This is a genomic window from Streptomyces sp. NPDC058579 (genome assembly GCF_042718575.1).
Classification (GTDB): domain Bacteria; phylum Actinomycetota; class Actinomycetes; order Streptomycetales; family Streptomycetaceae; genus Streptomyces.
In genome coordinates this window covers 83122-100818 of sequence record NZ_JBHXPI010000003.1, presented here as the reverse complement: position 1 = coordinate 100818, position 17697 = coordinate 83122, and the positions used below count along the sequence as shown (strand labels likewise).

19 protein-coding genes are annotated in these 17697 nt (G+C 72.8%); 14 read left to right on the top strand and 5 right to left on the bottom strand.

What is annotated here, in order from left to right; genetic code table 11:
* Position 1 precedes the first annotated feature (1 nt).
* Positions 2-481: a nucleoside deaminase gene (locus ACFWRO_RS05745; RefSeq protein WP_384504747.1), complete on the top strand. Its 480-nt coding sequence runs from the start codon at positions 2-4 to the stop codon at positions 479-481.
* On the top strand, positions 478-1158 hold the full coding sequence (locus tag ACFWRO_RS05740; RefSeq protein WP_384504745.1) for a DsbA family protein: 681 nt from the start codon (positions 478-480) through the stop codon (positions 1156-1158). The genes ACFWRO_RS05745 and ACFWRO_RS05740 overlap by 4 nt, the downstream gene beginning before the upstream one ends.
* A gap of 95 nt (positions 1159-1253) precedes the next feature.
* Here the strand turns inward: ACFWRO_RS05740 and ACFWRO_RS05735 are convergent, their stop codons facing one another.
* The 3 genes from ACFWRO_RS05735 to ACFWRO_RS05725 are packed head-to-tail and all read right to left on the bottom strand — an operon-like array spanning position 1254 to position 3489.
* Positions 1254-2210 (bottom strand): amidohydrolase family protein, encoded by a 957-nt coding sequence (locus ACFWRO_RS05735; protein ID WP_384504742.1) that lies wholly within the window; start codon positions 2208-2210, stop codon positions 1254-1256.
* A complete protein-coding gene (locus ACFWRO_RS05730) occupies positions 2210-3007 on the bottom strand; it encodes an arylamine N-acetyltransferase (RefSeq protein WP_384504740.1) in 798 nt (265 codons plus the stop codon). The genes ACFWRO_RS05735 and ACFWRO_RS05730 overlap by 1 nt, the downstream gene beginning before the upstream one ends.
* Positions 3007-3489 carry a cupin domain-containing protein gene (locus ACFWRO_RS05725; RefSeq protein ID WP_384504737.1) on the bottom strand — a complete coding sequence of 161 codons (483 nt, stop codon included), beginning with the start codon at positions 3487-3489 and terminating at the stop codon, positions 3007-3009. Before ACFWRO_RS05725 ends, ACFWRO_RS05730 begins: the two co-directional genes overlap by 1 nt.
* 189 nt (positions 3490-3678) lie before the next feature.
* Between ACFWRO_RS05725 and ACFWRO_RS05720 the strand changes: the two genes are divergently transcribed.
* Positions 3679-4440 carry an SDR family NAD(P)-dependent oxidoreductase gene (locus tag ACFWRO_RS05720; RefSeq protein WP_384504734.1) on the top strand — a complete coding sequence of 254 codons (762 nt, stop codon included), beginning with the start codon at positions 3679-3681 and terminating at the stop codon, positions 4438-4440.
* Between the two features lie 77 nt (positions 4441-4517).
* Here ACFWRO_RS05720 and ACFWRO_RS05715 read toward each other — a convergent pair whose 3' ends face one another.
* Positions 4518-5753 (bottom strand): Cmx/CmrA family chloramphenicol efflux MFS transporter, encoded by a 1236-nt coding sequence (locus tag ACFWRO_RS05715; protein ID WP_384504732.1) that lies wholly within the window; start codon positions 5751-5753, stop codon positions 4518-4520.
* Positions 5754-5895: 142 nt separating this feature from the next.
* A complete protein-coding gene (locus tag ACFWRO_RS05710) occupies positions 5896-7191 on the bottom strand; it encodes a helix-turn-helix domain-containing protein (RefSeq protein ID WP_384504729.1) in 1296 nt (431 codons plus the stop codon).
* A gap of 145 nt (positions 7192-7336) precedes the next feature.
* On the opposite strand from ACFWRO_RS05710, the gene ACFWRO_RS05705 reads away from it, so the two are divergent.
* The 11 genes from ACFWRO_RS05705 (at position 7337) to ACFWRO_RS05655 (ending at position 17644) form a co-directional block, all read left to right on the top strand.
* Positions 7337-8308, top strand: a complete 972-nt coding sequence (locus ACFWRO_RS05705) for an alpha/beta hydrolase (RefSeq protein WP_384504727.1) — start codon at positions 7337-7339, stop codon at positions 8306-8308.
* 45 nt (positions 8309-8353) lie between these two features.
* Positions 8354-8770, top strand: coding sequence for a RidA family protein (locus ACFWRO_RS05700; protein WP_384504724.1), 417 nt, complete (start codon positions 8354-8356; stop codon positions 8768-8770).
* Between the two features lie 119 nt (positions 8771-8889).
* Positions 8890-9468: a TetR/AcrR family transcriptional regulator gene (locus tag ACFWRO_RS05695; protein ID WP_384504721.1), complete on the top strand. Its 579-nt coding sequence runs from the start codon at positions 8890-8892 to the stop codon at positions 9466-9468.
* A 100-nt stretch (positions 9469-9568) separates the two neighbouring features.
* Positions 9569-9871 carry a response regulator transcription factor gene (locus tag ACFWRO_RS05690; RefSeq protein ID WP_384504718.1) on the top strand — a complete coding sequence of 101 codons (303 nt, stop codon included), beginning with the start codon at positions 9569-9571 and terminating at the stop codon, positions 9869-9871.
* Between the two features lie 261 nt (positions 9872-10132).
* Entirely contained in the window at positions 10133-11305 is a 1173-nt protein-coding gene (locus tag ACFWRO_RS05685; RefSeq protein WP_384504715.1) for a 3-deoxy-7-phosphoheptulonate synthase, read from the top strand.
* A gap of 56 nt (positions 11306-11361) precedes the next feature.
* Positions 11362-12132: a 2,3-dihydro-2,3-dihydroxybenzoate dehydrogenase gene (locus ACFWRO_RS05680; RefSeq protein WP_384504712.1), complete on the top strand. Its 771-nt coding sequence runs from the start codon at positions 11362-11364 to the stop codon at positions 12130-12132.
* Positions 12133-12154: 22 nt separating this feature from the next.
* Positions 12155-12811, top strand: a complete 657-nt coding sequence (locus ACFWRO_RS05675; protein WP_384504709.1) for an isochorismatase family protein — start codon at positions 12155-12157, stop codon at positions 12809-12811.
* A 29-nt stretch (positions 12812-12840) separates the two neighbouring features.
* Entirely contained in the window at positions 12841-14733 is a 1893-nt protein-coding gene (locus tag ACFWRO_RS05670; RefSeq protein ID WP_384504706.1) for an anthranilate synthase family protein, read from the top strand.
* Positions 14721-15053, top strand: a complete 333-nt coding sequence (locus ACFWRO_RS05665) for a hypothetical protein (RefSeq protein ID WP_384504703.1) — start codon at positions 14721-14723, stop codon at positions 15051-15053. Before ACFWRO_RS05670 ends, ACFWRO_RS05665 begins: the two co-directional genes overlap by 13 nt.
* A 120-nt stretch (positions 15054-15173) precedes the next feature.
* On the top strand, positions 15174-16451 hold the full coding sequence (gene aroA / locus ACFWRO_RS05660; protein ID WP_384504700.1) for a 3-phosphoshikimate 1-carboxyvinyltransferase: 1278 nt from the start codon (positions 15174-15176) through the stop codon (positions 16449-16451).
* 8 nt (positions 16452-16459) lie between these two features.
* Positions 16460-17644 carry a 3-hydroxybenzoate 6-monooxygenase gene (locus ACFWRO_RS05655; RefSeq protein WP_384504697.1) on the top strand — a complete coding sequence of 395 codons (1185 nt, stop codon included), beginning with the start codon at positions 16460-16462 and terminating at the stop codon, positions 17642-17644.
* Positions 17645-17697 lie beyond the last annotated feature (53 nt).

Sequence of the window (17697 nt, the reverse complement as noted above, 5' to 3'; positions counted from 1 at the left end):
CATGACTGACATCGACGCCCTGCTGCCGCACGTCCACGAGGCCGTACGGATCAGCCGGGAGCACGTGGCCAAGGGCGGCATCCCCTTCTCGGGCATCGTCGTCCAGGACGACAGGGTCCTCGGCACCGGGTTCAACCGGGTCCGCGAGGACCACGACGCCAGCGCGCACGCGGAGGTCGTCGCGCTGCGCGAGGCGGCCAAGAAGGCCGGTGTGTTCGCCGTCGCCGGCTCGACCCTGATCGCCTCCGGGGAGCCCTGCGCCATGTGTTACATGGTGGCGCGCTACTTCGGAGTCGGGCACATCGTCTTCGCCGCCGACCGGAAGACCGCCGGCGCCTACGGCTTCGACTACGGCAGCTCGTACGGGATCTTCGCGACCGACCCCACCCAGTGGCCGATCCGCGTCACGCACGCCCCGGTCGAGGGCCACGAGGTGCCGTTCCAGGAGTTCCTGACCGCGCAGAGGGGCGGAGTCCGATGACTGTCCAGGAGCCGGCGACCGGCCACGAGCCGGTGAAGATCCAGATCTGGTCCGACTACGTCTGTCCCTTCTGCATGCTCGCGGAGGGACCGCTGGAGGCGGCCACCGAGGACCTGGACGTCGAGATCGAGTGGAAGCCGTTCGAGCTGCGGGAGCACCCGCAGCCCACGCTCCGCCCGGAGGACCCGTACCTGCCCGACATCTGGAAGCGGGCCGTCTACCCGATGGCCCGGCGGATGGGCGTGGACATCACGCTGCCCACCGTCTCCCCGCAGCCCTACACCCGGCTCGCGTTCGAGGGCTTCCAGTACGCGCAGGACCACGGCAAGGGCGACGCGTACACCCGGCGGATGTTCCGCGCCTTCTTCCAGGAGGACCTGGACCTCGGCGAGATCGAGATCCTGACCAAGCTCGCCGGCGAACTGGACCTGGACCAGGACGAGTTCCGTACGGCCCTGGAGCAGGGCACGTACACCGCCCGGCACAAGGACGCGCTCAGGGAGGCCGCCGCCCACCGGGTCCAGGTCGCCCCGACCTTCCTGATCGGCGACATCCGCATGGAGGGGGTGCCCTCGGCGCCCCAGCTGCGCAAGGCGATCCTGGACGCCCAGGCGCGACAGCAGGAGCAGCGGGACGAGTCCTTCGGCGCCGCGTGCGGCATCGACGGCGTCTGCTGACGACCGCGTACGACAGCGAAGGAGCCGGCCACCTCCCCCGAGGCGGCCGGCTCCTTCGCGTATCGCGTGTATTTCGTGTACGAGGGCCGGTGCTGTTACTGGCCGGCGAGGCGCGGGAAGAGCTTCAGCGCGTTGGTGCGGCCGATGGCCGTGCGCTGCTCCGCGTTCCAGCCCGCGTACGTACGGAAGCCCTCGACGTTCTCCGTCGTGTGCGCGGCCGGCATGAACGGGAAGTCGCTGCCGAACAGGATCCGGTCCGGCGCGGCCAGTTCGGTGAGCGCGGGCAGCGCGAAGCGGTTGGCGGACATCGCGATGTCGTAGTACAGCCCGCGCAGCGCCCCGACGACGTCCTTGGGCGCCCGCTCGGTCAGGTACTTCCCGATCGTCGGCCCGTACGTGAGCCGCTGCGCCAGGAACGGCAGCGTGCCGCCCGCGTGCGAGACGATCAGCTTCAGGTGCGGCAGCCGCTCGAGGGTGCCGCTGAAGAGCAGGTCGACGACCGTGCGGGTGGTCTCGAAGGTGAAGTCGTAGAGCGAGGGCGGCAGGTCGAAGGTGGCGACGTCCTTGGCCGGCGGGGTGCCGGGGTGGACGTGCACGGGCAGGCCGCGGTCGGCGATCTCGGCGAGCAGCGGCTCGAACTCCGGGTCACCGAGGTAGCGGTTGCCGTAGCTGGTGAGCAGCCCGACGCCGTCGAGGCCGAGTTCGTCGATCGCGTACGTCAGCTCGTCCTTGGCCGCGGCCACGTCGGGCAGCGGCAGGATCGCGAACGCGCCGAAGCGGGTGGGGTGTTCGGCGATGAGGGCGGCGTAGTACTCGTTGACCTCACGGGCCAGGCGGCGGCTCTCGGCGCCCTGCGCGAAGGTGACGCCCGGCGCGGTGACGGAGAGGACGGAGGCGGCGATGCCGTGCCGGTCCATCACCTCCAGGGACTCCTCGGGGGTCCAGGTGGGGTAGTCGACGCCGGGGATGGCGACCTTGTCGCCGAGCGCGGCGCGGTAGGTCGGGGGGATCGCGTGGTGGTGGACGTCGATGAGTCCGGTCACGTCGTGCATCAGTGTTCTCCGTCGGTCTTGCGGTCCGGCAGTGCGTCGAGTTCGACGCCGAACCAGGTGCGGTAGGCGGCCCGGACGGCGTCGTCGTCGGCCAGCTCCTCCTTGGTCCTGACCCCGTTCTCGGTACGGGTCAGGGTCCGGCCGGCGAGGGTGACCCGCCCGTCGGGGGTGGGCATGGAGCAGACCTGGCGGGCCAGGAACGGCGAGTCGTCGGCGCTGCGGAACCACCACATGGTGGGGGCGAAGTCCGCGAGTTCACGGGCGCGCGGCTCGACGCGGTACTGCAGTTCGCCGTCGCGGTACAGGTCCAGGTCGCCCTTGGGCGCCTCGACGAGTTCGAAGGTGCCCTGCGGGTCCTCCTTGGCCGTGCCCGGCTCCAGGCGCAGCGGGAAGCGGAAGGCGTGCCCGTAGCCGACGTCGGCCAGCCAGGGCGCCTCGCTGTCCTCGGTCCGTACGCGCAGGCACAGGTGGCCCAGGAGCGGGCCGAACACGCCGTCCTCCAGGACGCGGCCGCCCAGCGGCTCCACGTCGAAGCCGAGGGTGGTCAGCAGGGTGTAGAAGGCGCCGTTGAGTTCGTAGCAGCAGCCGCCGCGGCCGCGCCCGATGATCTTCTCCAGGGCGGGTTCGCCGAGGCCGATCGGCAGGCTGGGCCGGCCGAAGGCGAAGTCGATGTTCTCGAACGGGATGCTGAGCACGTGCCGTTCGTGCAGATGGGCCAGTGCCTCGCCGTCGAGGCGTTCGGGCCGCTTCGCGCCGATCCGGCCGAGGTAGGCGTCCACGGTCCCGGGGTCGAGCATCAGACGTACTCCGCCGCGTACTTGGCCACGATGGCCTGGGCCTTCTCGACGTCCGCCGCGTACTGCTCGGCCTCGGGGGCGGGCATGCCCTCCTCGGCGGCCACGCCGAGCTCGGTGAAGAAGTGCTCGAAGCCGGCGGGCGTGAAGATGATGAGCATCTTGCTGGGCTTGTCGCTGACGTTCTTGAACGCGTGGACCTTGCCCTTGGGCACGAAGATGAACGCACCCGCGCCGACGACCGCGCGGCGCTTCTCGTTGGAGATCTCCAGCTCGCCCTCGATGAGGTAGAAGGCCTCGTCGGCGTCGTGGTGGATGTGCAGCGGCGGCCCACCGCCCGGGGGCACCATGGCCTCGATCAGGCCGAGCGATCCGTGCGTGTTCTCCTTGTCCGCCTTGAGGGTGTAGTGGTCGCCGAACACCCAGCGTGCCGGCCCCGCCTTCGGCGGGATGTAGACGATGCCCTCGGATTCCTCGAAGCTCAAGGCTTTACCTTCCTCGCGGGTGTGCGCGTACGCGCTCCAGTCCACAGGGCGCCTCCCGCTCCGGGCATCACGTGTTCACGTGGTTTCGGCCGGTCACTCCCGTGAATACGTGATGGCCCGCGCGCCGCGCGCGGCCATCGTGGTGCGTGCGCGCGGACGCGTGTATGCACCGAGGATGGGATGAGAGAGATGACTGGTCGCTTCACCGGCAAGGTGGTGCTCGTCACCGGGGGTGGGTCCGGGATCGGGCGGGCCACCGCTGTGGCGTTCGGCCGCGAGGGCGCCACCGTGGTGGTCGCCGGGCGCACCGCCGACCGCCTGGTCGAGACGGTCCGGCTGATCGAGAAGGAGGGTGGTACGGCCGGTCACGTCACGGCCGACATCGCCGTGGAGGCGGAGGTGGAGGCGCTGGTGCGGACGGTCGTCGAGCGTCACGGCCGGCTGGACGTCGCGGTCAACAACGCGGGGTACCTGCCCGAACCGGCCGGTCTCGCGGAGCTGGCGGAGGCGGACTTCGCGCGGACCCTGGAGATCAACCTGCTCGGCACCTGGCGGTCGTTGAAGTACGAGATCCGGCAGATGCGGGAGCAGGGCGGCGGCGCCATCGTCAACGTGGGTTCCGTGGTCGGCGCGCACCTGACGATTCCGGGGGCCGGCGCGTACGGGGCGAGCAAGGCGGCGATCGCCGCGCTCGGGCGCAGCGCGGCGCGGGAGTACGCGGCCGACGGCATCCGGGTCAACACCCTCAGCCCGTCCTCGATGGACACCCCCATGTCCCTGCTCGAGAACGAGACGCCGGAGGAGCGGACGGCGCGCGCCAAGGGCATGTTCCCGGTGGGCCGGATCGGCACGGTGGAGGAGGGCGCGGCGGCGGTGCTGTACCTGGCGTCCGACGAGTCGGGCTTCGCGCTCGGCCACGACCTCGTGATAGACGGCGGCATCACGGCCTGAGTCACCGCGCACAGAACCGTGCCCCGGTCCGCAGGGGGGAGTCAGCGGACCGGGGCACGGCGTTCTCTGGGGGCGGCTCAGACGCGGCCCGCCCGTGCCGGCTCCTCGTCCTTGCGGCCCGCGACCCCGCCGGACGCGACCACTCCGCCCTCGGCGGCGGGCCGGGACCGGTACTGCAGGTGGCCCGCCCACAGCGTGCCGAGCAGACCGGCGGCGGCGAGCGCGGCGCCGACCCAGGCCACCGACTCGAAGCCGAACCCGGCGCTGATGGTCATGCCGCCGAACGCCGGGGCGAGGGTGTTGCCGACGTTGAAGGCGGAGGTGTTGGTGGCGCCCACCAGGGTCGGGGCGCCGGGCGCCACGACGAACACCCGGGACTGCAGGATCGGGTTGGTCACGTATCCCGCGAGGCCGAGGACGAAGATCAGGGCGACGGTGACGACGGTGTTCTCCGCGAGGACCGCGAGCAGCGCGGAGGCGACGGCGAGGACGCCGGTGCCGAGCGCCAGGGTGCGGATCGGGTAGGCCTCGGCGGTCCGGCCGCCGATCACCATGCCCAGCAGACCGCCGACGCCGAAGAGCGCCAGGAGGACGGGCACCCAGCCCTCGGAGAGGCCGGTGACGTCGGTGAGCAGCGAGGCGAGGTAGCTGAAGGTGACGATGACCGCGCCGAAGGAGAAGGCCGTCACGGCGTACGACAGCCACAGCTGCGGCCGTGCCATGGCGCGCAGTTCGGCGCGGACGGTACGGGCCTCGTCACCCGAGCCCTTGCCGCCGGGGATGGCGAAGACCGAGCAGGCGAGGCTCACGAGGGTGAGCACGGCCACGCCCCAGAAGGCGGCCCGCCAGCCGGCGAACTGGCTCAGCACCGTGCCCGCGGGCACGCCGACGATGGTGGCGAGGGTCAGCCCGCTGGCGACCACCGCGACGGCCTTGCCCTTGGCGTTGGCCGGGACGAGGGCGACGGCGGTGGCGACGGCGACGCCCCAGAAGCCGGCGTACGCGAGGGCGCTGACGATCCGGGTGGCGAAGAGGACGCCGTAGCCGGGGGCCAGGGCGCCGACGATGTGCGCGGCGATGAAGACGGCCTGGAGCGCGACCAGGGCGGTGCGGCGGGGCCACTTGAGGGTGGCGACCGCGAGCAGCGGGGCGCCGACGACCATGCCGATCGCGAAAGCGGAGATCAGCAGGCCGGCGTCGGGGATGGAGACACCCAGGTCGTCGGCGAGGTTGGGGAGCAGCCCGGAGAGCATGAACTCCGATGTGCCTTGGGTGAAGATTCCCAAGCCGAGGATGTAGACGGCTAGGGGCATGGAGTGCCTCCAAAGGCGGGGTGGTGGAGCGGTGTTGGGGTCCGGCCGCGAGCGGGGCGGTCGGCCACGTGGCGACGCTAGCACATTTTGGAGCGCTCGCTTCAAAATGACGCCACGGCGTGCCCCGGTCCGAATTCGGGGCTCAGTTACGCCAGTTGTCGGGAGCGTTCAGCCGCCACAGGAGTACGGCGGTGTAGGCCCGCTGCCGCTCCGAGGGGTCGCTCAGCGACATCGCGAGGGCGCGCTCGGCGCGGGCCACCCGGTGGGCGACCGAACTGTGGTGCAGGGAGAGGAGTTTGGCCGCCTCGCGCAGCGAGCGCGTACGGCAGACGGCCTCCAGGGTCGCCAGCATCTGCGGCCCGTCCGGCTCGGCCTCCAACCGGGCGACCGCGGTCACGTCCGGGTGCGTGAGCGCCGCGTCCTCGGGGATGTCGGCGAGGAGGACCTGCGCGCCCAGCTCGGCGGCGTCCACGAGCCGGGGCCAGGTGGGCCCCAGACCCGCGAACCGGGCCGCGCGCCGGGCCTGCGCCCAGGACTCCGGGAGCCGCTCCGGCGCGACCGCGGGGCCGAGGCCGACGGCCACTCCAGGGCCTGGCCACACGGCGCCGGTGCCGCGCCCGGTGCCGGGCCCCGGCAGGACGATCGCCCCGACCCGGGGCCAGAGCACGCCGTGCGGGGCCGTACCGCCCGAGCGCGCCGTCGGCGGCGCGGACAACCCGGCCGCGGAGGAGCGCAACGCGCCCTGGAGGGCGCGTGGTTCGGCGACGACCACGGCGACGGCACGCATCGGGCCGGCCGGCGGAAGGCCGAGCAGGTGCAGCGCGCGGGACCGCTGCGTCTCGGGCATCGACGCCGACAGCACGGCCTGCACGAGCGCCGGATCCCCGAGCCCGGCGGGACCCCAGACCCGGTGGTCGGGGGCCTGGGCCGCGCCCGGGGCCTGGGCGTGGGCCTGGGCCTGGGCCTGGGCCGTACCCCCGCCCCCGCCCTGGGCCGAGACCGTACCCGTGCCCGGGCGGCGCGTCGGTGCGAACGGGCCGCCGCCGCCCGGGTCTCCGGCGGCCACGCCCCCGCCGCCCGTCACCAGGACGGCGGCCGCGAGGGCCATGCGTTCGGTCAGGAGGGCGTCGAAGGGCAGGGGCTCTCCCGGGCGTTCGACCCAGACCTCCCCCGCCGCGCGGCCGCCCACGGTGACAAGCCGCCGCGTCGACGGCACCACCTCTCCGGCCGCCTCGGGCACGCCCCCCGCCGGACATCGCCGCAGCACCCGGCCGTGGTCCGACATCCCGGCGGTACAGCCCGCCACCCGCGCCGCGGCGCGCACCAGCTCGTCGGCGTCCGCGACGCCGCCGAAGAGCGCGTCGAAACGGGCGAGGAGAGCCGGTGCCGTCTCCGCCTCTGAGGACGGGTGCGCGGGGCTCGACGTCAGTCCGTACATCCGCGCAGGCTAGTTCGGGGGCTCTGTCGCCATCCCCGCGGCCGCGACACTCCGTCAGGTCGGCGCACCAATCGGTGTCTACGGAGCGCCAACATGCGACGGGCGTCGGCGGCGCACGGCCCCGCCCGCGGGGGACGATGACCGCATGAGTGACGCCTCCCACCGATCCGCCACGCCCGCGCCCACCCGCATGCGGCTCCGTCCCGACCTGGCACCGCTCGTCGACCAGATCCCCTACCTCGACGTCGCGGAGCCGAGTGTCGCCCGCCGCACCCTCAAGGACCTCGAAGCCCAGTGGGAGCCGGCCGACACCAGCGCCATCACCGTGACCGAGCGGCTGATACCCGGCCCGGCGGGCGCCCCCGACGTCGCCGTGCGCGTCTACACGCCCCGTACCGAAGGCCCGCACGGCGGTCTGCTGTGGATCCACGGCGGCGGCTTCGTGATGGGCAGCCTGGAGACCGAGCACAACCAGTGCGTCTGGTTCTCCTCCCGCGCCAACGTCGTCGTGGTCTCAGTCGAGTACCGGCTCGCGCCCGAGAACCCGTTCCCCGCGGGCGCCGAGGACTGTTACGCGGCCCTGGAGTGGTTCGCCGCGCACACCGAGGAGCTCGGGGTCGACCCGGCGCGCCTGGGCGTCGCGGGCTGCAGCGCGGGCGGGGCGCTCTCCGCCTCCGTCGCCCTGATGGCGCGCGACCGGCGGGGTCCTGGGCTCGCGCTCCAGGTGCTGACCTTCCCGGTGACCGACGACCGCATGGACACCCCGTCCGCGCGGGCCTTCCACGACACGCCCGTCTGGTCGACGCCGCAGTCCGTGTCGATGTGGCGCCACTACCTCGGCGAGGGCCACGAGCAGCGGGAGACCTCGCCGTACGCGGCGCCCAACCGCGCCGACGACCTGAGCGGACTCCCGGCGACCCACATCGTCACCGCCGAGTACGACCCGCTGCGCGACGAGGGCCTGCGCTACGGGCAACGGCTCCTGGAGGCGGGCGTGCCGGTCACGCTCCACCAGTGGGCCGGTGCCTTCCACATCTTCGACTCGTTCGGTACGGAGAGCGGTCAGCGTTCGATCGACGAGCTGGTGCTCGCCGTCCACGAAGCGCTGGGCGACTGACCCCGCTCTCCAGACCCGCGTTCCGCACCCGAGGAGGCCCCCCACATGACCGACGACGCAGCCCAGGACGCGCCCCACCGCGTCCGCGTCACCGCGGATCCCGACTGGTACGCACCCGCCGGCATCGCGCTCGGCATCCGGCTCGGGAACCTGGTCTTCACCTCGGGTCAGGCCCCGATCGACGCGCACGGCGCCACCGTCGGCGCGGGCGACTTCGAGGCCCAGGCCCGACAGGCTCTGGCCAATCTCGCGCTCGTCCTGAAGAACGCCGGCTCCGGCCTCGACCAGGTCGTCAAGGCGACCGTGTTCGTCACCGACATCGCCCGGGACCAGGAGGCGTTCGCCCGGGTCAGGGCCGAGCACTTCGCCCCGCACACGATCGCCGAGTCCTTCGTCGAGGTCTCCTCCCTCGCCGATCCGGACTGGCTGATCGAGATCGAGGCGATCGCGGTGACGGCGTGAGCGGGGACGGCGGGACCGGTGACCGCGTGAAGAGGAGCGGAGAGAGCGGCGGCGGCCTGATCCGTACGGTCGTCCGCCGAATTTCAGTGCGACCGCTCCAAAAACTCTAGACTGCGGCCATGGCCAGGCCCAGGAAGTTCGACGAGACGCACGCGCTCACCGCCGCCATGAACACGTTCTGGCGCCAGGGGTACGAGGCCACCTCGACCCGGGACCTGGCCGACTCGACGGGCATGGGGCAGTCGAGCCTGTACAACGCCTTCGGCGACAAGCGCGAGCTGTATCTGCGGGCCCTGCGTCGCTACTACGAGACGCACACCGCCGAGCAGACCGCCCTCCTCGAACAGCCGGGGCCGGTCAAGGACCGGCTCCGGGAGCTGATGGTCCACGCGATCGACGACGATCTCTCGGACCCGGAAGGCTCCGGATGCTTCGCGATCAACGCGTCGGTCGAGAAGGCCGACGCGGACGAAGCGGTCCGGGAGGAGGTCCTTCGGCACTTCTCCACCGTGGAGGAGGCGCTGGCGCAGACCCTCGCGCGAGGGAAGCGTTCCGGCGAGATCACGGCCGATGGGGACACCCGGACGCTCGCCAGGCAAGTACTCAGCACCTACTACGGATTGCGCGTTCTCGCCCGGGTCCAGAAAGACCGTAACGCCCTGCTCAGCGTCGTCGAAAGCGCACTCTCCGCGCTGTAGCCGGCCCGCCCTTCCGGGGCCGGGGAACCTGACGGACGACATGACAGAGTGGACCGGGCGCCGTTGCGACCCCTCTGGGCGTCCCGTCAGGGTCTGCCGCGTGAATACAGCCAACGCTTCGTACCGGAAACACCCGTCCGGACATGTCCTCGGCTGGGCGAGCCTGACCCCGGCCGAACTGCGGGTGGCCCGCCTGGTGTCCGAGGGTCTGACCAACCGTGCCGTGGCCACCCACCTGGTCGTCTCACCGCACACGGTGGACAGTCACCTGCGCCACATCTTCATCAAACTGGGCATCTCCAGCCGCGTCTCGCTCGCCCGCCTGACCGTCTTCAACGACCAGGTGAGCCCGCACGAGCAGCCCGTGGAGAGCGCCGGTCCATCCCGTATCCACGCCACTTGACGGACTCGGCGGGCCGTCGTTGCGGCCCGGTGGGGGGCCTGGTGATAGTGGATTTCGTACGAATCGGCGCGCCTTATCAAGGCCCGCGCCGGTCACACTCGTCGACGCTCCGGCATGCCGATGCTGCCAGCCGAGCCGCCGCCGCAGGACGGAAGACGCCGGGCGGGACATCACGTCGACGCGCACGCGTCCGTGCCATCCGCCCGCCTCCACCCCCGCCACCAGCCGGAGTCCATCCGGCACGCCCGCCGAGGGAAACCGATGACCGACATCCTGTCCCACCTCCGCTCCCTACCCGCACTCCAGCAGCCCGACTGGGAGGGCCACCCGCGTCTGGCCGAGGTCCGCACGGACCTCGGCCGGATGCCGGCCCTCGTGGACGCCGAGGCCGTCCGCCGGCTGCGCTCCCTCCTCGCGGAGGCCGCCGCCGGGCACGTCCAGGTGATCCAGACCGGCGACTGCGCCGAGGACCCGGCCGAGGCCAACCCCGGCGACGTCCACCGCAAGACCGCGCTCCTCGACGTCCTGGCCGGAACGATGAAGCTCGCCTCCGGCAGGCCCGTCCTGCGGGTCGGCCGGATCGCGGGCCAGTACGCCAAGCCCCGCTCGAAGCCCACCGAGACGGTCGGCGGCACCGAACTCCCCGTCTACCGGGGCCACATGGTCAACCGCCCCGAGCCCGACCCCGAGCAGCGCGAGGCCGACCCGGCCCATCTGCTCACCGGCTACCGCGCCGCCAGCGACACCATGCACTACCTGGGCTGGCGCGGCACGGCCGTCCGCCCCGAGCTGGACGTGCCGGTGTGGACCAGCCACGAGGCCCTGCTGCTCGACTACGAGCTGCCCATGCTGCGCCGCGAGCCCGACGGCTCGCTGCTGCTCACCTCCACCCACTGGCCCTGGGTGGGCGAGCGCACCCGGCAGCTGGACGGTGCCCACATCGCCCTGCTCGCCGCGGTCTCGAACCCGGTCTCCGTCAAGGTCGGCCCGACCATGACGCCCGACGAACTCCTCGCCCTGTGCGACCGGTTGGACGCCCAGCGGCGCCCCGGCCGGCTCACCCTGATCGCCCGGATGGGCGCCGAGAACGCCGCCACGAAGCTGCCGGCCCTCGTCGAGGCCGTCGACCGCGCCGGCCACCCGGTGCTCTGGCTCTCCGACCCGATGCACGGCAACACCGTCAACGGTCCCGGCGGGCTCAAGACCCGGCTGCTCACGACCGTCGTGAAGGAGATCGAGGCGTTCCAGGACGCGGTCGGCGCGGGCGGCGGCGTCGCCGCGGGCCTGCACCTGGAGACCACCCCGGAGAGCGTCACCGAGTGCGTCGCCGACGCGGACGGCCTGGGCAGCCTCGGCGACAAGTACCTGAGCTTCTGCGACCCGCGCCTCAACCCGCAGCAGGCCATCGCGGCCGTCTCCGCGTGGCGCGGATGACCGCGCGCGGCGCGCGGACGACCCCGACGACAGGCGTGGACACGGAGGTTACGGACGTGGCAGGAACAGTCGCCCTGGTGACGGGCGCGGCCGGCGGCATCGGCGAGGCCGTCGTCCGGCTGCTGGCCGAGCGCGGCGCGCGGGTCGCCGCCGTCGACCTGGTGCCGGACCGGCTCGCCGACACGGTGGCGCGGCTGCGCGCCGACGGTCTGGACGTGACCGGCTTCCCGGCCGACGTCACGTCGAGCGCGGACGTCGAGGCCGCGGTCGACCGGGTCGAGCTCGAACTCGGTCCGGTGGAGCGGCTGGTGAACGCCGCCGGTGTGCTCCGTATGGCCGGGGCGCACGCCCTGAGCGACGAGGACTGGACGACCACGTTCGCGGTCAACGCGAACGGGGTGTTCCACACCTCCCGGGCCGTCGTCAACCGCATGATCCCGCGCCGGCGCGGCGCGATCGTCACGGTCGCGTCGAACGCGGCGGGCACGGCCCGGGCGCAGATGGCGGCGTACGCGGCGTCCAAGGCGGCCGCGACGGCGTTCACCAAGTGCCTGGGCCTGGAGGTGGCGGAGTACGGCATCCGCTGCAACGTGGTCGCGCCCGGCTCCACCGACACCCCGATGCTGCGCGGCATGCACACCGCCGACACGGCCGCCAAGGCGTCGATCGCCGGCTCCCCGGAGGCATACCGCGTCGGCATTCCGCTGGGCAAGGTCGCCCGGCCCGAGGACGTCGCACGGGCCGTCGCCTTCCTGCTGTCCGACGACGCGGGCCACGTCACCCTGCACGAACTGACCGTGGACGGCGGTGCCACGCTCGGTGTCTAGTCAAGAGAGGAACGGCCGGCCCATGCCCGGTATCCCCCCGATCGAGTCGTACCCCATGCCCACCGAGGGCGAGCTGCCGGAGAACGTCGTCGGCTGGCAGGTGGATCCCCGCCGGGCCGTGCTGCTCCTTCACGACATGCAGGAGTTCTTCCTCAAGCCGTTCCCCCGCTCCCAGGCGCCCGGTGACGCCCTGGTGGCCAACTCGGCGCTGCTGCGCGAGCGGTGCCTCGAACTCGGCGTACCGATCGCGTACACCGCGCAGCCGGGCGACATGACGCCCGAGCAGCGCGGGCTCCTGAAGGACTTCTGGGGGCCGGGCATGAAGGCCACCCCCGAGCACCGCAAGGTGGTCGAGCCGCTCGAACCGGGGCCCGGGGACTGGACGTTCACGAAGTGGCGGTACAGCGCCTTCTTCAAGTCGGATCTCCTTGAGCGGATGCGCTTCCACCAGCGCGACCAGCTGATCGTCTGCGGTGTGTACGCGCACGTGGGCGTGTTGATGACCGCGGTGGAGGCCTTCACCAACGACATCGAGACCTTCCTGGTGGCGGACGCCGTCGCCGACTTCTCGGCCTCCCACCACCGGCTCGCGCTCGACTACGCGGCACAGCGCGCGGCCCGCGTCGTGTCCGCCAAGACCGTGCTGAGCGAACTCGACGCGGGCGGCTCGGCGCGCTGAGCCGCGCCCACCGCCGAAAGGAAACCCCCATGGCTACCCAGCACAGCGGGCACGACCTGCTGGCACGCATCCTCGACGGCTCGGCCGGCGCGTTCGCACTGATGCACCGGCCCGAGTCGGTGGACCCGGACACCCTGGAACTGCTGGTCGGCGACGTGGCGGAGATCCCGTCCCTCGCGGACCTCGACCTGCCCGAGGGGGACGGGCCGGGCGCGCGCTCGGAGATCCTCACCCTGATCCCCTACCGCCAGCTCGCCGAGCGGGGCTTCGCCGCCCCCGACGACGGCGCGCCGCTGCTCGCGATGACGGTCCGCGAGCAGGCTGCGGTCCCGCTGCGCGCGACGCTTCCGCTCCTTCCGGACGAGCCGGTGAAGCTGGCCGACGGCCACTTCGACGTCGACGACGAGGCCTACGCGGACATCGTGCGGCGGGTCGTCGCGGACGAGATCGGCACCGGTGAGGGCGCCAACTTCGTGATGCGGCGCTCCTTCACCGCCCAGCTGCCCGGCTTCGGCCTGTCCACGGCCCTGTCGTTCTTCCGGCGCCTGGTGCAGCGGGAGGCCGGGGCGTACTGGACGTTCCTCGTGCACACCGGCGAGCGGACGTTCGTGGGCGCGACGCCGGAGCGGCACATCAGCGTCCGCGACGGTACGGCGGTGATGAACCCGATCTCGGGGACGTACCGCTATCCGGCGGCGGGACCGGACCTCGACGGGGTCATGGGCTTCCTCGCCGACCGGAAGGAGGCCGACGAGCTGTACATGGTCGTCGACGAGGAGCTGAAGATGATGGCCCGGATCTGCCCCGGGGGCGGCCGGGTCGTGGGCCCGTACCTGAAGGAGATGGCCCGGCTCGCGCACACCGAGTACTTCATCGAGGGCCGTACCGACCGCGATGTACGGGAGATCCTGCGCGAGACGCTGTTCGCGCCGACGGTGACCGGCTCCCCGCTGGAGAGCGCGGCCCGGGTGATCAGCCGTTACGAGCCGCAGGGCCGCGGCTACTACAGCGGGGTGGCCGCGCTGATCGGCCGCGACGCCGCCGGCGGCCGCACCCTGGACTCCTCGATCCTGATCCGTACCGCCGACATCGACCGCGAGGGCCTGATGCGGATCGGGGTCGGCGCGACGCTGGTACGCCACTCCGACCCGGAGTCGGAGGTGCACGAGACCCGCGCCAAGGCGGCCGGGCTGCTCGCCGCGCTCGGCGACCCGGAGCCGATCCGGTTCGGCGCCCACCCGGCGGTCCGCGAGGCCCTGGACGGGCGCAACGAGCGCATCGCCGACTTCTGGCTCAGGGACCAGGAGGACCGGTTGGGCGCGGCAGGCCCGCTGACCGGCCGGCGGATCCTGGTGATCGACGCCGAGGACACCTTCACGGAGATGATCGCCCAGCAGATCCGCTCGCTCGGCGGCGAGGTGAGCGTGCGGCGCTTCGACGAGCGGTACGGCTTCGAGGAGCACGACCTCGTGGTGATGGGCCCGGGGCCCGGCGATCCGCGCGAGACGGGCGACCCCAAGATCGCGCATCTGCGGGCTGCGGTGGCCCAGCTCCTGGAGGAGCGCAGGCCGTTCATGGCGGTCTGCCTGAGCCACCAGGTGCTCAGCACGCTGCTCGGGCTCGACCTGGTGCGCCGTCCGGTGCCCAACCAGGGCGCGCAGCACGTGATCGACCTCTTCGGCCGGCGCGAACGGGTCGGCTTCTACAACACCTTCGCCGCCCGCTCCGAGGGGGACTTCTTCGAGCACCCGGTGCACGGCCGGGTCGAGGTCAGCCGGGACGCGGGGACGGGCGAGGTGCACGGGCTGCGAGCGGCCGGCTTCGTCTCCATGCAGTTCCACGCCGAGTCCGTCCTGACGGTGGACGGGCCCCGGATCATCGGGGAGCTGCTCGCGGAGGTGGCCGGCTCGTGCGTGCGGTGATCGTCTGGTGGGACCTGGCGCGGTCGGAGCAGACCGTCGAGTCGCTGCGGGGCTTCCTGCGGGACGAGGCGGTGGACCGTTTCTCCCAGGTGCCGGGGCTACGGCTGAAGTTCTGGATCTCCGACGCGGCGACGAACCGGTGGGGGGCCGTCCTCCTCTGGGAGACGGCCGAGGCCGCGATCCCCCAGCGAGCCGCCGAACTCATCGGGTACCCGCCGACCGAGCGGCACTCCTTCGACGTGGAGGCGACGGTCGAGGGCGCCTTCGCGGTCGCCGCGCTCGCGGGCCGCGGCGCGGCCCTGGAGACCGTCGGCGGCTGAGACGGTCGAACGGCCTCTCGCTCCCGTGGCCGCACCGGGCCGGGACGGCCTTTGCTTTCCGTGTGCGGCGCTCCCTCCGGACCGCCGCACACGCGGCGGCCGTACTCGCAAAGGACAGCCATGACCATCGCCGTACCGGCGACTCCCGCCCTGGACGCCCGGATTCCGGGGTCGAAGTCGCTCACCAACCGGGCCCTGCTGCTCGCGGCCGCCGCGGACGCCACGAGCGCCCTCGGTGCCCCGCTGGTCAGCGAGGACACCACGGCGTTCCGCGAGGCCCTGCGCGGCCTCGGGGTCCGTACCGACACGACCGGGGGCGACGGGGTCTGGACCGTGCGCGGCCTGGGCCGCGGTCCGTCCGGCACCGGGACCGTCTGGTGCGCCGACGCCGGTACGGCGGCCCGGTTCCTGCCGCCGTTCGCGGCGACCGGGCACGGCGACTTCGGCTTCGAGGGCTCCGCGCAGCTCACCGCCCGCCCCGTGGCCCCGCTCGCCGAGGCCCTGCGGCGGCTGGGGACCGACGTCTCCACGGCGCCCGGCGGGCGGCTGCCGCTGCGGGTCCGCTCGCGGGGGCTCGACGGCGGGGAGCTGACCGTGGACTCCTCGCTCAGCAGCCAGTTCCTGACCGGCCTCCTGATGGCGGGCCCGCTGATGCGCACCCCGCTGACGCTGCGCGTGCCGGAGCTCGTCAGCCGGCCGTACATCGACATGACCCTCGCCCTGATGCGGCACTTCGGCGCCGAGGTCGAGGAGGCGACGCCCGGCGTGTTCACCGTCCGGCCGACCGGCTACCGGGGCGCCGACCTGCCCATCGAGCCCGACGCCTCCACCGCCTCGTACGTCTTCGCGGCGGCGGCGGTCACCGGGACGAGCGTGCGCGTGGCCGGTCTCGGCCGCGGCAGCCTCCAGGGCGACCTGCGCTTCACGGAGGTCCTCGCCCGCACCGGCGCCCGGGTGGAGACCACCGACGAGGCGACCACGGTCACCGGGAGCGGGGCCCTGCGCGGCGGGTTCTCCGTGGACATGGGCGAGATCTCGGACACCTTCATGACGCTCGCCGCGATCGCGCCGCTGGCCGACGCCCCGATCACCATCACCGGCGTCGCGCACGCCCGGCTGAAGGAGTCCGACCGGGTCGCCGCCGTCGAGGGCAATCTGCGCGCCCTCGGCATCCGGACCGAGACCGGCCCGGACCGGATCACCGTCCACCCCGGCACGCCCGCTCCGGCCCGGATCGTCTGCCACCGCGACCACCGCATCGCCATGGCGTTCTCCGTCCTGGGCCTGCGCGCCGAGGGCATCACCCTCGACGACCCGGGCTGCGTCGCCAAGACCTTCCCCGGCTTCCACGAGGAGCTGCACCGGCTCTTCCCCCGCCACTCCGTACCGACAATCTGAGGAACGACATGGCTCACATACTCATCGCCGGCGGTGGCATCGGAGGGCTCGCCACGGCACTGTCGCTGACCCGGCGCGGGCACCGGACCACCGTCCTCGAACGCGCCGGCACCTTCGCCGAGATCGGCGCCGGCATCCAGCTCGGCCCCAACGCCTTCCACGCCCTCGACCGGCTCGGCGTGGGCGAGGGGGTGCGCGCGCGGGCCGTCTTCATCGACGAACTCCGGTTCATGGACGGCACCACGGGCGAGAAGGTCGCCGCGATGGAGCTGACCGGCGCGTACCGGCAGCGGTTCGGCAACCCGTACGCCGTCGTGCACCGGGGCGACCTGTACCAGCCGCTGCTCGCCGCCTGCCAGGAGCTGGCGGGCGTGACCCTGGTCCCCGACGCCTCGGTGGAGCGGTACGAGCAGGACGCCGAGGGCGTCACCGTGCACACCGCCGACGGCCGGAGCTTCACCGGCGCCGCCCTGATCGGCGCGGACGGCATCCGCTCCACGGTCCGCGCGCAGATGCTCGGCGACGGCGAACCGCGCGTGTCGGGCCACACCATCTACCGCTCGGTGATCCCGATCGAGAAGGTCCCCGAGGAGCTGCGCTGGAACACCGTCACCCTGTGGGCGGGGCCCAAGTGGCACTTCGTGCACTACATGATCGGCGGGGGCGAGTACCTCAACCTCGCCGTCACCCGCGACAACGGCGCGACCGTCCCCGTCACGGGCCGGGCCACGGAACGGGCGTACGTCCTGGAGCAGTTCCCCGGGATCGGCGCGACCGCCCGGCGGCTGCTCGAACTCGGCGACGAATGGCGCGAATGGGTGCTCTGCGACCGTGACCCGGTCGACGGCTGGACCGACGGCCGGGTCGGCCTGATCGGCGACGCGGCGCACCCGATGCTGCAGTACGCGGCGCAGGGCGCCTGCCAGGCACTTGAGGACGCGGTCGTCCTCGCGGAGCTGCTCGCCGACGTGGACGGCGCGGCCGTCGTGCCGAGCCTGGAGAAGTTCAACGCGACGCGCCGCGAGCGGACCGGCCGCACGCAGGAGGTCGCCCGGCTGATGGGCTCCGAGCTGTACCACCCGGCGGGCGAACTGGCGGTGGAGCGCAACCGGATGCTCTCCGCCTTCTCCCAGGAGGAGCTGTACGACCAGGTGTCCTGGCTGCACGGGGACCGCGCCTTCACCGGTGTGTGACCGCGCACCGGCCGGGCCCCCCGTGGTGGTCCGGCCACACCCCGCCCCAAGGG